11 protein-coding genes are annotated in these 15,078 nt (G+C 62.7%); 4 read left to right on the top strand and 7 right to left on the bottom strand.

What is annotated here, in order from left to right; genetic code table 11:
• The first annotated feature begins 25 nt into the window (after positions 1-25).
• From WIN67_RS02295 to WIN67_RS02285, 3 genes are all read left to right on the top strand, one after another.
• Positions 26-475, top strand: a complete 450-nt coding sequence (locus tag WIN67_RS02295) for a hypothetical protein (RefSeq protein WP_339070582.1) — start codon at positions 26-28, stop codon at positions 473-475.
• A 62-nt stretch (positions 476-537) separates the two neighbouring features.
• On the top strand, positions 538-984 hold the full coding sequence (locus tag WIN67_RS02290) for an excinuclease (protein ID WP_102862811.1): 447 nt from the start codon (positions 538-540) through the stop codon (positions 982-984).
• Between the two features lie 205 nt (positions 985-1,189).
• A complete protein-coding gene (locus WIN67_RS02285; RefSeq protein ID WP_102882077.1) occupies positions 1,190-1,681 on the top strand; it encodes an excinuclease in 492 nt (163 codons plus the stop codon).
• Here WIN67_RS02285 and WIN67_RS02280 read toward each other — a convergent pair.
• Positions 1,649-2,548: a LysR family transcriptional regulator gene (locus tag WIN67_RS02280; protein WP_102882202.1), complete on the bottom strand. Its 900-nt coding sequence runs from the start codon at positions 2,546-2,548 to the stop codon at positions 1,649-1,651. The two genes, WIN67_RS02285 and WIN67_RS02280, sit on opposite strands and share 33 nt — an antisense overlap.
• Positions 2,549-2,716: 168 nt before the next feature.
• Here WIN67_RS02280 and WIN67_RS02275 point away from each other — a divergent pair, with 168 nt between their 5' ends.
• Positions 2,717-3,928: an MFS transporter gene (locus WIN67_RS02275; protein WP_339071675.1), complete on the top strand. Its 1,212-nt coding sequence runs from the start codon at positions 2,717-2,719 to the stop codon at positions 3,926-3,928.
• A gap of 189 nt (positions 3,929-4,117) precedes the next feature.
• Here the strand turns inward: WIN67_RS02275 and hemE are convergent, their stop codons facing one another.
• The 6 genes from hemE to aroK all read right to left on the bottom strand — a co-directional run bounded on the left by hemE (position 4,118) and on the right by aroK (position 15,078).
• Positions 4,118-5,185 (bottom strand): uroporphyrinogen decarboxylase, encoded by a 1,068-nt coding sequence (gene hemE, locus WIN67_RS02270; RefSeq protein ID WP_110651016.1) that lies wholly within the window; start codon positions 5,183-5,185, stop codon positions 4,118-4,120.
• A 211-nt stretch (positions 5,186-5,396) separates the two neighbouring features.
• Entirely contained in the window at positions 5,397-6,815 is a 1,419-nt protein-coding gene (locus WIN67_RS02265) for an FAD-dependent oxidoreductase (RefSeq protein ID WP_272754234.1), read from the bottom strand.
• Positions 6,816-6,939: 124 nt separating this feature from the next.
• Positions 6,940-11,388 (bottom strand): glutamate synthase large subunit, encoded by a 4,449-nt coding sequence (gene gltB, locus WIN67_RS02260; protein WP_102882080.1) that lies wholly within the window; start codon positions 11,386-11,388, stop codon positions 6,940-6,942.
• Between the two features lie 348 nt (positions 11,389-11,736).
• Complete coding sequence (locus WIN67_RS02255) at positions 11,737-13,302, bottom strand: SPOR domain-containing protein (RefSeq protein WP_265074080.1); 1,566 nt, start codon at positions 13,300-13,302, stop codon at positions 11,737-11,739.
• A gap of 10 nt (positions 13,303-13,312) precedes the next feature.
• Positions 13,313-14,413 (bottom strand): 3-dehydroquinate synthase, encoded by a 1,101-nt coding sequence (gene aroB, locus WIN67_RS02250; protein ID WP_102862804.1) that lies wholly within the window; start codon positions 14,411-14,413, stop codon positions 13,313-13,315.
• Positions 14,414-14,559: 146 nt separating this feature from the next.
• The gene (gene aroK, locus WIN67_RS02245; RefSeq protein WP_011058824.1) at positions 14,560-15,078 is read right to left on the bottom strand and encodes a shikimate kinase AroK; all 519 of its coding nucleotides are present in this window, start codon (positions 15,076-15,078) and stop codon (positions 14,560-14,562) included.

Below are 15,078 nucleotides of genomic sequence, written 5' to 3'. Positions count from 1 at the left end.
TGCCTCACCTCACTGGAGAAATGGAATGTCTTCCCTGTTTCGCGCCACCCTCATCGTCCTCGCCCTGCTGAGCGTCACCGCCTGTACCAGCAAGCGCATGTACACCCCCAACCGAGTGATCCCGGCCACCATCCAGGCCGACCAGGAGCAGGTCAAACAGGCGATCCTGAAGAACCTGGTGGCCCGCAAGTGGACCGTGCAGCGCATCAGCCCGGAGCTGATCCAGGCCGAGATCACCGTGCGTGAGCAGTTCCACGCCGAGATCGATATCCAGTACTCCGCCAGCTACTACAAGATCATCTACCGCGACAGCCGCGACCTGGATTACAAGGACGGCAAGATCCACAAGAACTACATCCGCTGGGTACGCCTGCTGGACAAGGGCATCCTGCGCGAGCTGCGGGACAACCAGAACGAGCGGACCGCGCAACAGCTGTCCGACGCCGCGGCCAAGAGCTTCCCGGCCGCGCAATGAGCCCTTCCCTGTGACCCCGGTCACAGGGCTGCTTCACCCCCTTTAATGTCATGGAGAATGCGATGCGTTTGAAGACACTGGCGGCCACCGCCACCCTGCTGCTGTGCACCCTGCCCGGCATCAGCCAGGCCCGCGATACCACCCTATTCCTGCCCTTCGACAAGGTGGTGGCCGAGGCCATCAGCACCGGCAAGATCGATGGCAGCGTGAAGTTCTACCTGGCGGGCAACAAGCCGGCCGGCAAGGTCAGTGTGCTGAGCCCGGGCGCCGTGACCAACAAGAAGACCAACGCCTTCGGCAAGGCCGACCAGGTGGCCTGCGAGTGGGCCTTGCAGTCGGCGCTGATCACCCTGCATGAAGCGGCGAAGAAAGTCGGCGCCAACGCCGTGACCGACATCGCCAGCTTCTACAAGAGCCGTGAGCGCAAGGACGCCACCACCTATGAGTGCCATGCTGGCGCCATCATGGCTGGTGTCGCGCTGCGCGGGGATCTGTCCAAGGTCCAGTGAGCTGCGGCTGACAATGAAAAGGGCGCCCCACATAGCCTGGTGGGGCGCCCTTTTTGTTTCCGGGATTTTTTCGGGAGCCCGGCCAGCGCCGTCTACACTCGCAACAGCAGGCCGGGCCACCGTCGCCTGCGGGAGCCAAGCGCTACGACTGGACCTGGGCCGGCGCGACGCTGGCTCTTCTTTCACGTCCGTCAAGGAGCCGACCATGCAAGTGAAAGCGCTGATTGCCCTGGCCCTGCTAGCCGTCCTGAGCCCCACCAGCCAGGCCACCAACCTGATGTACATGCCCTTCGAAAAAGTCGTGGCCGACGCCGAGCGCGCCGGGCGCCTGGATGGCAGCGTGAGCTTCCACCTGGCCGGCAACCCGCTGCCACCGGTGCTCCAGGTGCGGCTCACTGAAGTGACCACCCACAAGAAGACCAATGCCTCCAACAAGAGCGATATCGCTGCCTGCGAGTGGGCGTTGCAGTCGGCGCTGATCACCCTGCAAGCCGCAGCCAAGCGGGTCGGCGCCAACGCGGTGACCAACATCGTCAGCTACTACAAGCGCCGCGTACGCAAGGACCTCAACACCTACGAATGCCGCGCCGGGGTGCTGATGGCGGGCGTCGCCCTGCGCGGCGACCTGGTCATCCTGCAGCCCCCGGTGCGCCCCAACAGCCCCTCAGGACGCGGCCCCGGTCTTGCGCGTCAGTAGCTCGACAAAGGCCTTGGCCATGGGCGAGGCCTGGTCCTTGCGCTGTACCAGCCACACCGCCGACATGGCCTCCGGGTCCAGCAGCCGCCGATAGACCACGCCGTCGATGCGCATGCGCTGGTAGGACGCCGGCAGTACCGAGACGCCCAGCCCCGCTGCGACCAGGCCGATGATGGTCATGGCTTCACCCGCCTCCTGGGCGAAATGCGGGGTAAACCCGGCCTCCCGGGACAGGCTCAGCAACTGGGCATACAGGCCGCTGCCATAGCTGCGGGGAAAGAACACAAAAGGCTCCTGGGCCAGTGCCGCCAGGTGCAAGCCTTCTTCACTGCCGCTGGCCAGCGGATGCTTGGCGCTGAGCACCGCCACCAGCGGCTCGCGCAGCAGCTCCACCACCGACAAGGAGTCCGGCAAGGGCAAGGGCCGCATGATGCCCACCTGGATCGTCTGGTCCACCAAGGCTTCGGCCACCTGGGTGCTGCTCATTTCCTTGAGCTTGAGGTGCACCGCGGGAAAGCGCTGGCGAAAGGCAAAGATGGCCTGGGGAATGGTCGAGTTGAAGGGGGCTGACGAGGTGAAGCCGATCTTCAGCTCGCCCAGTTCGCCCAACTGCGCGCGCCGGGCCACGTCTGCCGCCTTGTCCACCTGAGCCAGCACCAGGCGCGCCTCTTCGAGGAACAGGCGCCCGGCCTCGCTAAGCTCGACCCGACGATTGGTACGCTCGAACAGCCGGGCGCCCACCTCCTGCTCCAGGGCCTGGATCTGTTGGCTCAGCGGTGGCTGGGAAATGCCCAGCACCTGGGCCGCGCGGCCGAAGTGCAGCTCTTCGGCGACGGCAATGAAGTAGCGCAAATGACGCAATTCCATGGGCAACTCCATTGAGTCGTTAAAACTATCAAACAGGTCGAACAATATATTGGAAATGATCATTAGCCAGCTATATGCTTTTTTCCATTGCCTGACCGGCTGCGTCTCCCCGAGGTTCCTGTGAAAACCGCTGTTGCCCCCCTTGCCCACACCCTCGCCGCTACGCCCCTGGACGAAGTGGTCGCCCAACTCAACGAGGTCTACATCGAGAAAGGCACACCGCTGTTCATGCGCACGGTGCTGGCGCTGTTCTCCGGGGGCTTTGCCACCTTCGCCCTGCTGTACTGCGTGCAACCGATGATGCCGCTGCTGTCCCGGGAGTTTTCCATCAATGCGGCCCAGAGCAGCCTGATTCTCTCGGTGTCGACGGGCATGCTTGCCATCGGCCTGCTGATCACCGGGCCCATTTCCGACCGCATCGGCCGCAAGCCGGTGATGGTGGCGGCCTTGCTCGCCGCCGCCCTGTGCACCATCGCCAGCGCACTGATGCCCAGCTGGCACGGAGTGCTGGTGATGCGGGCGCTGGTGGGGCTGTCCCTGAGCGGGCTGGCGGCGGTGGCCATGACCTACCTCAGCGAAGAGATTCACCCCCAGCACATCGGCCTGGCCATGGGCCTGTACATCGGCGGCAATGCCATTGGTGGCATGAGCGGGCGACTGATCACCGGGGTGCTGATCGACTTCGTCAGCTGGCACACAGCGATGCTGGTGATCGGCGGCCTGGCATTGATCGCCGCCGCGGTGTTCTGGCGCATCCTTCCCGAGTCGCGCAACTTCCGCCCCCGCTCGCTGCACCCACGCAGCCTGCTGGACGGCTTTACCATGCACTTTCGCGACGCCGGCCTGCCCTGGCTGTTTCTTGAAGGTTTCCTGCTGATGGGGGCCTTCGTCACCTTGTTCAACTACATCGGCTACCGCCTGCTGGCCGATCCCTATCACCTGAGCCAGGCCTGGGTCGGGATGCTGTCGGTGGTCTACCTCTCGGGGATCTACAGCTCGGCGAAGATCGGCGCCCTGGCGGACCAACTGGGCCGACGCCGAGTGCTCTGGGCCACCATCGTGCTGATGCTGGCGGGGATCGCCCTGACCCTGCTGACGCCGCTGTCCCTGGTGCTGATCGGCATGCTGCTGTTCACCTTCGGCTTCTTCGGTGCCCACTCGGTGGCCAGCAGCTGGATCGGCCGCCGGGCCACCAAGGCCAAGGGCCAGGCCTCCTCGCTGTACCTGTTCAGCTACTACGCCGGTTCGAGCATTGCCGGCACCGCTGGCGGGGTGTTCTGGCACCTGGCGGGGTGGAACGGCATCGGCCTGTTTATCGGCGCCTTGCTGGTGGGAGCACTGCTGATTGCCTTGAAACTGGCCAAACTACCGCCTTTGTAACGCCTGGCCAGCTCCTACACGAATCGGGTCTGTGCCGGCGGGCCCTTGTAGGAGCTGGCTTGCCAGCGAAGGCGTCTGCCAGGCAGGTGCAAGTCTCGAGGGCCCATTCGCCAGCAAGCTGGCTCCTACAGAAAGTGTCCGCCAATGAAAACGCCCGGCAGGTGCCGGGCGTTTTTTATGGGGTGGCGCTTACGCGTGGTATTGCGCCGACAACTCGTGCACCGCTTCCAGGAAAGCACCGGCATGCTCCGGCTTCACTTCCGGGGTGATGCCGTGGCCCAGGTTGAACACGTGGCCGCTGCCGGTGCCGTAGCTGGCGAGGATGCGCGCGACTTCGCTGCGGATCGCCTGCGGATTGGCGTAGAGCACGGTAGGGTCCATGTTGCCTTGCAGGGAAACCTTGCTGCCGACACGCCGACGGGCTTCGCCAATGTCGCAGGTCCAGTCCAGGCCCAGGGCATCGGCGCCAGCATCGGCAATGCTCTCCAGCCACAGGCCGCCGCCCTTGGTGAACAGGATCACCGGCACCTTGCGCCCCTCGTGCTCGCGGATCAGGCCGCTGACGATCTTGCGCATGTAGGCCAGGGAGAATTCCTGATAGGCCGCCGACGAAAGGCTGCCGCCCCAGCTATCGAAAATCTGCACCGCCTGGGCACCGGCCAGGATCTGCCCGTTGAGGTAGGAAGTGACCGACTGCGCCAGCTTGTCCAGCAGCAGGTGCATGGCTTGTGGGTTGTCGTAGAGCATGGCCTTGGACTTGCGGAAATCTTTCGACGAACCGCCTTCGACCATGTAAGTGGCCAGGGTCCAGGGGCTGCCGGCAAAACCGATCAGCGGCACGCGGCCATTGAGTTCGCGACGAATGGTGCTGACCGCGTCCATCACGTAGCCCAGGTCCTTTTGCGGATCGGGGATCGGCAGCGCTTCGATGTCGGCCAGGGTGCTGACCACTTTCTTGAAGCGCGGGCCTTCACCGGTCTCGAAGTACAGGCCTTGGCCCATGGCGTCGGGGATGGTGAGGATGTCGGAGAAGAGGATCGCCGCATCCAGCTGTGGATAGCGGTCCAGAGGCTGCAGAGTGACTTCGCAGGCGAACGCCGGGTTCATGCACAGGCTCATGAAGTCACCGGCATTGGCACGGCTGGCGCGGTATTCAGGCAGGTAGCGCCCGGCTTGCCGCATCATCCACACCGGGGTGACGTCTACGGGTTGCTTGAGCAGGGCACGAAGGAAACGGTCGTTCTTCAGGGCAGTCATGTCGGCATCCGGAAAAAAAGTGGGGGCATTTTCTCAGAGCGCGACACAAAAGGCACGGCAAGAGCCGTTTCTTTATGTCTATGGGGTCAATTTGTCACGGGGACGGGCACAGATCCCGTAGGAGCCCGCTTGCTGGCGAAACGATCGACGCGGTGCATCAACAGCACCGCGTTATCGTTGTTCGCCGGCAAGCCGGCTCCTACAGGAGCGATCAGACGCCCAGGTAGTCGAGGATGCCTTCGGCGGCGTTACGCCCTTCGAAGATCGCCGTCACCACGAGATCAGAACCGCGCACCATGTCGCCACCGGCAAAGATCTTCGGGTTGCTGGTCTGGTGCTTGAACGCGCCCTGCTCCGGCGCCACGACGCGGCCCTGGCTGTCGGTCTGGATGCTGAACTGCTCGAACCAAGGCGCCGGGCTCGGGCGGAAGCCGAAGGCGATGACCACGGCGTCGGCCGGGATGATCTCTTCGGAACCGGGGATCGGCTCGGGGCTGCGGCGGCCACGGGCGTCCGGCGCACCGAGACGGGTCTCGACCACCTTCACGCCTTCGACCTTGTCTTCACCGACGATGGCGATCGGCTGGCGGTTGTAGAGGAACTTCACGCCTTCTTCCTTGGCGTTCTTCACCTCTTTGCGCGAGCCGGGCATGTTGGCTTCGTCACGACGATAGGCGCAGGTCACCGACTTGGCGCCCTGGCGGATCGAGGTGCGGTTGCAGTCCATCGCGGTGTCGCCACCGCCCAGTACCACGACCTTCTTGCCCTTCATGTCGACGAAGTCTTCCGGCGACTTTTCAAAGCCCAGGTTGCGGTTGACGTTGGCGATCAGGAAGTCCAGCGCGTCGTACACGCCCGGCAGGTCCTCGCCGGCAAAGCCGCCCTTCATGTAGGTGTAGGTGCCCATGCCCATGAACACGGCATCGTATTCGGCGAGCAGTTGCTCCATGGTCACGTCCTTACCCACCTCGGTGTTGAGGCGGAACTCGATGCCCATGCCGCTGAAGACTTCGCGACGATTGCTCAGCACGGTCTTTTCCAGCTTGAACTCGGGGATACCGAAGGTCAGCAGACCGCCGATTTCCGGGTTCTTGTCGAACACCACCGGGGTCACGCCGCCACGCACCAGCACGTCGGCACAGCCCAGGCCCGCCGGGCCCGCACCGATGATCGCCACGCGCTTGCCAGTGGGCTTGACCTTGGACATGTCCGGGCGCCAGCCCATGGCGAAGGCGGTGTCGGTGATGTACTTCTCCACCGAGCCGATGGTCACCGCGCCAAAGCCGTCGTTGAGGGTGCAGGCACCCTCGCACAGCCGGTCCTGGGGGCAGACCCGGCCGCAGACTTCCGGCAGGGTGTTGGTCTGGTGCGACAGCTCGGCGGCAGCGAGGATGTTGCCCTCGGCCACCAGCTTGAGCCAGTTGGGAATGAAGTTGTGCACCGGGCACTTCCATTCGCAGTACGGGTTGCCGCAACCCAGGCAGCGGTGGGCCTGGTCGGCCGACTGCTGGGGTTTGAAGGGTTCGTAGATCTCCACGAACTCTTTCTTGCGTTGACGCAACAGTTTCTTCTTCGGGTCTTTACGCCCGACCTCGATGAACTGGAAGTCGTTATTGAGACGTTCGGCCATGTTCAGGAACCTCTTTACGACAGCCTCAAGCGACGAGCTTCAAGCTGCAAGACAATCACATTAAGTCGGCACACCGCGCACGAGCTTCAAGCTTGCCGCTTGAGGCTCGTAGTCTGCAGCTGCGTTACTGCGGATTCGCACGAGTACTGGAGAGCAGGGACTTCAAGCTCGCCGCCTTGGGCTTGACCAGCCAGAAGCGACGCAAGTAGTCGTCGAGGTTCTCAGCGAGGTTACGACCCCATTCGCTGTCGGTTTCCTCGACATACTCGTTCAGCACACGCTGCAGGTGGCTGCGATAGGCTTCCATCGCTTCGCCGCTGATCCGCTGGATTTCCACCAGTTCGTGGTTGACCCGGTCAACGAAAGTGTTGTCCTGGTCGAGCACGTAGGCGAATCCGCCGGTCATGCCTGAGCCGAAGTTGTAACCGGTCTTGCCCAGGACGCAGACAAAACCACCGGTCATGTACTCGCAGCAGTGATCGCCAGTGCCTTCCACCACCGTGTGGGCACCGGAGTTACGCACGGCGAAACGCTCGCCCGCGGTGCCGGCGGCGAACAGCTTGCCGCCGGTGGCGCCGTACAGGCAGGTGTTGCCGATAATCGCGCTGTCCTGAGTCTTGTAGACGCTGCCCTTGGGCGGAACGATGACCAGCTTGCCGCCGGTCATGCCCTTGCCCACGTAGTCGTTGGCATCGCCTTCCAGGTAGAGGTTCAGGCCACCGGCGTTCCACACGCCGAAGCTCTGCCCCGCAGTGCCCTTGAAGCGGAACGTGATCGGTGCCTGGGCCATGCCCTGGTTGCCGTGCAGCTTGGCGATTTCACCGGAGATCCGCGCACCGATGGAACGGTCGCAGTTGCAGATATCCAGGGCGAAGTCGGCACCGCTCTTGTCGTTGATCGCCGAACGCGCCATCTCGACCATTTTCTCGGCCAGCAGGCCCTTGTCGAACGGTGGGTTGCGGTCCACCTGGCAGAACTGCGGTTTGTCCGCCGGGATATGGTCGCTGCCCAGCAACGGGGTCAGGTCCAGGTGGTGCTGCTTGGCGGTCTGGCCTTCGAGGATTTCCAACAGATCGGTACGACCGATCAGTTCTTCCAGGGAGCGCACGCCAAGCTTGGCCAGCCACTCGCGGGTTTCCTCGGCGACGTAGGTGAAGAAGTTCACCACCATGTCGACGGTGCCGATGTAGTGATCCTTGCGCAGCTTCTCGTTCTGCGTCGCCACGCCAGTGGCGCAGTTGTTCAGGTGGCAGATGCGCAGGTATTTGCAGCCCAGGGCGATCATCGGCGCGGTGCCGAAGCCGAAGCTCTCGGCGCCGAGGATGGCCGCCTTGATCACGTCGAGGCCGGTTTTCAGGCCGCCGTCGGTCTGCACCCGGACCTTACCGCGCAGGTCGTTGCCGCGCAGGGTCTGGTGGGTTTCCGCCAGGCCCAGTTCCCACGGCGCACCGGCGTACTTGATCGAGGTCAGCGGCGAAGCGCCAGTGCCGCCGTCGTAGCCGGAGATGGTGATCAGGTCGGCATAGGCCTTGGCCACACCGGCAGCGATGGTGCCAACGCCGGCTTCAGCCACCAGCTTCACCGAAACCAGGGCCTGAGGGTTGACCTGCTTGAGGTCGAAGATCAGCTGCGACAAGTCTTCGATGGAGTAGATGTCGTGGTGCGGCGGTGGCGAGATCAGGGTCACGCCAGGCACCGCGTAACGCAGCTTGGCGATCAGGCCGTTGACCTTGCCGCCAGGCAGTTGACCACCTTCGCCGGGCTTGGCGCCTTGAGCCACCTTGATCTGCAGCACTTCGGCGTTGACCAGGTATTCCGGGGTCACACCGAAACGGCCAGTGGCCACTTGCTTGATCTTGGAGCTCTTGATGGTGCCGTAGCGCGCCGGGTCTTCGCCGCCTTCACCGGAGTTGGAACGCGCACCGAGGCGGTTCATGGCTTCGGCCAGGGCTTCGTGGGCCTCGGGCGACAGGGCGCCCAGGGAGATGCCGGCGGAGTCGAAGCGCTTGAGGATCGATTCCAGGGGCTCGACTTCGCTGATGTCCATCGGCGTGTCCAGGGTCTTCACCTGGAACAGGTCGCGGATCATCGACACCGGACGGTTATCCACCAGCGCGGTGTATTCCTTGAACTTGGCGTAGTCGCCCTGCTGCACGGCGGCTTGCAGGGTGTTGACCACGTCCGGGTTGTAGGCGTGGTATTCGCCACCGTGGACGAACTTCAGCAGGCCGCCTTGCTGGATCGGCTTGCGCGGGCTCCAGGCTTCGGTCGCCAGGGCTTTCTGCTCGGCTTCGATGTCGACGAAACGTGCGCCCTTGATCCGGCTCGGCACGCCACGGAAGCTCAGGTTGCAAACTTCCTCGGACAGGCCGATGGCTTCGAACAGCTGCGCGCCACGGTAAGAGGCGATGGTGGAGATGCCCATCTTCGACAGGATCTTCAACAGGCCCTTGGTGATGCCCTTGCGGTAGTTCTTGAACACCTCGTAGAGGTCGCCCAGCACTTCACCGGTACGGATCAGGTCACCCAGCACTTCATAGGCCAGGAACGGATAGACCGCCGAAGCACCAAAACCGATCAGCACCGCAAAGTGATGCGGATCGCGGGCAGTGGCGGTTTCCACCAGGATGTTGGAGTCGCAGCGCAGGCCTTTTTCGGTCAGACGGTGGTGCACCGCGCCCGTGGCCAGGGAGGCGTGGATCGGCAACTTGCCCGGCGCGATATGACGGTCGCTGAGGACAATCTGGGTGCGGCCGGCGCGCGCGGCTTCTTCCGCCTGGTCGGCGACATTGCGGATCGCCGCTTCCAGACCGACGCTCTCGTCGTAGTTGAGGTCGATGACCTGGCGCTCGAAGCCCGGGCGATCGAGGTTCATCAGCGAACGCCACTTGGCCGGGGAGATCACTGGCGAGCTGAGGATCACCCGCGAAGCATGCTCAGGCGACTCCTGGAAGATGTTGCGCTCGGCGCCGAGGCAGATCTCCAGGGACATGACGATGGCTTCGCGCAGCGGGTCGATCGGCGGGTTGGTGACCTGGGCGAACTGCTGGCGGAAGTAGTCGTAAGGGGTACGCACGCGCTGGGACAGCACCGCCATCGGCGTGTCATCGCCCATGGAGCCCACCGCCTCGTAGCCCTGTTCGCCCAGCGGACGCAGCACCTGGTCACGCTCTTCGAAGGTGACCTGGTACATCTTCATGTACTGCTTGAGCTGGTCGACATCGTAGAAGGCCGAACCGTGGTCGTTGTCTTCCATGGTGGCCTGGATGCGCAGAGCGTTCTTGCGCAGCCATTGCTTGTACGGATGACGGGACTTCAAACGGTTGTCGATGGCGTCAGTGTCGAGGATCTGCCCGGTTTCGGTGTCCACGGCAAAGATCTGCCCTGGCCCCACACGGCCCTTGGCGATCACGTCCTCGGGCTGGTAGTTCCACACGCCGATTTCCGAAGCCAGGGTGATGAAGCCGTTCTTGGTGGTGACCCAACGCGCCGGGCGCAGGCCATTGCGGTCCAGCAGGCAGACGGCGTAGCGACCGTCGGTCATGACCACGCCGGCCGGGCCGTCCCACGGCTCCATGTGCATGGAGTTGTATTCGTAGAACGCGCGCAGGTCGGCGTCCATGGTCTCGACGTTCTGCCACGCTGGCGGAATGATCATGCGCACGCCGCGGAACAGGTCGATGCCACCGGTGACCATCAGCTCCAGCATGTTGTCCATGCTCGAGGAGTCGGAACCCACGCGGTTGACCAGCGGGCCGAGCTCTTCCAGGTCAGGGATCAGGTCGTTGGCGAACTTGGTGCGCCGGGCCACGGCCCAGTTGCGGTTGCCGGTGATGGTGTTGATCTCGCCGTTGTGGGCGAGGAAGCGGAATGGCTGGGCCAGCGGCCATTTCGGCAGGGTGTTGGTGGAGAAACGCTGGTGGAACACGCAGATCGCGGTTTGCAGGCGCGGATCGCCCAGGTCCGGATAGAAGGCGGCGAGGTCCGCCGGCATCATCAGGCCTTTATAGATGATGGTCTTGTGGGAAAAGCTGCAGATGTAGTGGTCGGTGTCGGCGGCGTTGGCCACCGAGGAGCGACGACGGGAACTGAACAGCTTGATGGCGAAGTCCTGGTCGCTCAGACCCTGGCCGCCGATGAACACTTGTTCGATCTGTGGCAGGCGCTCCAGGGCCAGACGCCCGAGCACACTGGTATCGATCGGTACTTTGCGCCAGCCCACCAACTGCAGGCCGGCGGCCAGGATCTCGCGGTTCATGTTTTCGCGAGCGGCTTCGGCTTTCACCGGGTCCTGGTTGAAGAACACCATGCCCACTGCATATTGCTTGGGCAGTTCGACGCCGAAATGCTCCGTGGCGACGGCGCGCAGGAACAGGTCGGGCTTTTGCATCAGCAGACCGCAACCGTCGCCGGTCTTGCCGTCCGCGTTGATCCCACCGCGGTGGGTCATGCAGGTCAGGGCCTCAATGGCCGTTTTCAACAGGGTATGACTGGGTTCGCCCTGCATATGGGCTATCAGGCCGAAACCACAGTTATCCTTAAACTCATCTGGTTGGTACAGACCTGCTTTCATAGACACTTTCTCACCAGGCTGCCTCTTATCGAGACAAATTTCTTTTCAATTCAACCACTTACCGTCCACGCCGAACGTACGCCAGCTTTGCGGGGGCAAAAGGGAGGTCATTGTACACACCGACACAAAGCCCCACAAATTTGACGACGATCTGTCGCAAATTCATGTCGCATTTATGAACGTTTTAAAGCGATATGCTGTGCTAGTCAAAAAGTTTTGCTTTTGACTGCCGCGACTCAAAAACTACTGTGACGCAGACACCACAAGGCACGCGGCCTGTAAGGCAGCATGCCGATGCGGAAATTTGAGGTTGCCGGGAGAGGCGGCCTGGGTAAGGCCGCCGAATCTTCAGCGAGTTGTTGCCAGTTCTTGTTGAACGCTAGCGACAGTGCGAGGCCAAGGTTTACCAGCCTGAACCTTCGCTGGCAAGGATTTGATGGCGCTGACCGCTGCATCGCGGCTTGCGAAGTTGCCGTAGGTGATCACATACAGCGGCTTGCCGTTGAGGACTTTCTTGAAGTAGCGGTATTCGCCGCCCTGTTCCTTAACAAAATTCTGCGCGGCGGCTTCCGAGCTGGTGCCGAGAATCTGCACCACATAGTTGCCTGGCGCTTGTCCGGCGTACCAACTGCCACCGGCAGCCTTGGCTACAGTGACCGGCTTTTCCGCTGGCTTGGCGGCCGGAGCAGGCTTGGCAGCAACCGGTTTCTCTACCGGCTTGGGCGCAGGGGTCGGCTTGGCGGTGGCGACCTGGGTCGGGGCCGGAGTCGGTGCAGGACTGGCCACTGCACCAGCAGGTGGCGCGGTGGTGGTTACGGTTGGCGGAACGGCGCTGGAGCCTTCCACAGGAACCCCATCGTCGCCCTCGGTGATACCGCCTGCGGCTTCAGCCAGAGGACCGCGCATGACCGGTTGCGACTGGCCGACCAACGGCAGCGGCATCGGCTGAGACGAGCCGGCAAATTCCACCGATGGACTGCCATTGGCATTCGGTGTCGGTGTCTGCCCGAGGGGCAGTTGCGCTTGCTCGCTGGCCGGAGCCCCGGTGGTTGGCGCCTTACTGCGACCCGGCATCAACCAGGCTGCAGCCAGGGCCACAACCACTACAGCGGAAATGGCCAATACGTGTTTCTTCGGCATGTTGAACCCCATACTTGGACGCTTGACCGCGGAGCGGCTGGCGATCATGGCTTCGATCATTGCATCCCTGGCGACCTGGTTGATGTTGCCCGGCCAGCCATCGGAGCTTTCGTGAATATCACTGATCTGATCTGCGGAGAAAAGTTCGATGCCCTGACCCGCGCCTTCGAGGCGCTGAGCCAGATATTCACGGGTTTCCTCTTCGGTGTATGGCTGCAATTCGATGACGTGGAAGCGCTCTTCCTCGGCGCTCAACTGATCCAGGGACGCGATCAGCGACGACTCGCCGAACAGGAATACATGAGGGCGACCTTCCGGAGCGCCTGCCGCCAGGGCCAGCAGGGCCTCAAGTGCAGACTCGTCAAGCTGCTCGGCATCATCCACCAGCAGGTAGACTTCCTGACCGGTCAGGGCCAGTTGCACCACTTGGGCGAGGATTGCGCCGATCTCGGCCTGGGCCACGTTCAAGGCCTGGGCTACCTGGTGCAACACTCCGGCAGCATCGCTGGCGCCGCGGGCGGAAACCACCACGCTTTGCACCGATTGCTTGTTGGTACTGGCGACCAGAGCCTGACGCAACAGCGTCTTGCCACTGCCCTGAGGGCCGGTAACCACCAGCAGCAGCTGACTGTAACGTGCCAAGTGATGCAACTGCCCCAGCACAGGCTTGCGTTGGGCAGGAAAGAATTTGAAGCCAGGGACCCGGGGAGCGAAAGGATCATGGCTCAACTGGTAATGGCCGAGGAAAGCCTCGTCGGCGTGCAAACTAGTCATCGGGATCTTATTAACCTTTAAGCTGAGCCAGGGCGCGGTAATCCGCTCCCAGCGTGGCCTGTAAAATCTCTTTCGGATAATCGTCGGTCACTACGGCTTCGCCCATGCGGCGCAACAGCACCAGACGCAAACGACCGTCGATCACTTTCTTGTCAATTGCCATATGTTCGAGGAAGTCCGCTTCGGTCATCTCTTCAGGCGGGATGACCGGCAAGCCCGCGCGCTGGAACAGGCGAATACCGCGGTCACGCTCCTGGCTGGTGATCCAGCCCAGGCGCGCGGACATTTCCAAGGCCATTACGGTGCCAGCAGCCACCGCCTCACCATGCAGCCAGACACCGTAGCCCATATGAGTCTCGATCGCATGGCCGAAGGTATGGCCCAGGTTGAGGGTGGCACGCACCCCCGATTCACGCTCGTCGGCACCGACCACCGCAGCCTTGGCCGCGCAAGAGCGTTCGATGGCGTAGGTCAGCGCCTGCTGGTCCAGGGACCGCAGGCGATCGACATTCTCTTCCAGCCAGGTCAGGAACGGCTCGTCGCAGATCAGGCCGTACTTGATCACTTCCGCCAGGCCCGCCGACAGTTCACGGTTCGGCAGGGTATTGAGGCTGGTGGTATCGATCAGCACCACGTTCGGCTGATAGAAAGCGCCAACCATGTTCTTGCCCAGGGGGTGGTTGATGCCCGTCTTGCCCCCCACCGAGGAATCCACCTGGGACAACAGGGTGGTAGGAATCTGGATAAAGTCCACGCCGCGCTGATAGCAGGCTGCGGCGAAGCCGGCCATGTCGCCGATCACTCCGCCGCCGAGGGCAATGATGGTGGTCCGACGGTCGTGGCGCGCAGTGAGCAGGCCGTCGAAGATCAGTTGCAGGGTTTCCCAGTTCTTGTAGGCCTCGCCATCGGGCAGGACCACCGAAATCACCGAAAACTGCGCCAGACTGCGGGTCAAACGCTCAAGGTACAGCGGCGCAACGGTCGCATTGGAAATGATCGCCACTTGCCGCCCGGCGATATGGGGCACCAGCAGCTCGGGCCGGTCCAACAGTCCTTCACCAATGTGAATCGGGTAGCTGCGCTCGCCTAGATCGACCTTAAGTGTCTGCATGTGTCCCCACAGTGAAGATGGAAGCAGGCGTTGTGCCTTGTATTGACGATGGGCCTCGTCTGGTCTTCTGACGCTGCCCGATAGCTCTGCGCCACACCTTGGCGGTCATGGCGCGACGCCGAGAATAGCGCATTTCGCTCGACGCATTAACGGGGTGGCAGCTGCTGCAGGCGCTCGAGTATGTCCAGCACCACCATTCGTGGCGGCCGCTCATCGGTTTCCACCACCAGGTCGGCGATTTCCCGATAAAGCGGATCACGGATTTCCAACAGGTCGCGCAGGGTCTTGGCCGGATCGGCGGTGCGCAGCAAGGGACGATTGCGGTCCCGGGCGGTGCGCCCTACCTGCTGTTCCACCGAAGCGTGCAGATAGACCACGCGTCCACCGGCATGCAGCGCCCGACGATTGGCTTCGCGCATCACCGCACCACCGCCGGTAGCCAGGACCACGCCGTCGGTGCCACAGAGCTCGGCGATCATTGCCTGCTCACGATCGCGAAAGCCCGGCTCGCCTTCTTTATCGAAGATCCACGGAATATTCGCGCCTGTACGCAGTTCAATTTCCTTATCGGAATCTTTGAATGGCAGGCGCAGCTCTTTGGCCAGTAAGCGGCCTATGGTGCTTTTTCCAGCCCCCATCGGCCCAACAAGAATCAAATTTCGCAC

Source organism: Pseudomonas idahonensis (assembly GCF_037903935.1).
GTDB lineage: Bacteria > Pseudomonadota > Gammaproteobacteria > Pseudomonadales > Pseudomonadaceae > Aquipseudomonas > Aquipseudomonas danubii.
Note: the sequence above shows the minus strand (reverse complement) of the source record. Positions and strands in the feature narration are given on the sequence as shown.

Excerpts from the sequence above, each read along its gene's own strand:
- WIN67_RS02295 (WP_339070582.1), top strand. The coding sequence starts at position 26 with ATGTCTTCCCTGTTTCGCGCCACCCTCATCGTCCTCGCCCTGCTGAGC.
- WIN67_RS02290 (WP_102862811.1), top strand. The coding sequence starts at position 538 with ATGCGTTTGAAGACACTGGCGGCCACCGCCACCCTGCTGCTGTGCACC.
- WIN67_RS02285 (WP_102882077.1), top strand. The coding sequence starts at position 1,190 with ATGCAAGTGAAAGCGCTGATTGCCCTGGCCCTGCTAGCCGTCCTGAGC.
- WIN67_RS02280 (WP_102882202.1), bottom strand. The coding sequence starts at position 2,548 with ATGGAATTGCGTCATTTGCGCTACTTCATTGCCGTCGCCGAAGAGCTG.
- hemE (WP_110651016.1), bottom strand. The coding sequence starts at position 5,185 with ATGACTGCCCTGAAGAACGACCGTTTCCTTCGTGCCCTGCTCAAGCAA.
- WIN67_RS02265 (WP_272754234.1), bottom strand. The coding sequence starts at position 6,815 with ATGGCCGAACGTCTCAATAACGACTTCCAGTTCATCGAGGTCGGGCGT.
- gltB (WP_102882080.1), bottom strand. The coding sequence starts at position 11,388 with ATGAAAGCAGGTCTGTACCAACCAGATGAGTTTAAGGATAACTGTGGT.
- WIN67_RS02255 (WP_265074080.1), bottom strand. The coding sequence starts at position 13,302 with ATGACTAGTTTGCACGCCGACGAGGCTTTCCTCGGCCATTACCAGTTG.
- aroB (WP_102862804.1), bottom strand. The coding sequence starts at position 14,413 with ATGCAGACACTTAAGGTCGATCTAGGCGAGCGCAGCTACCCGATTCAC.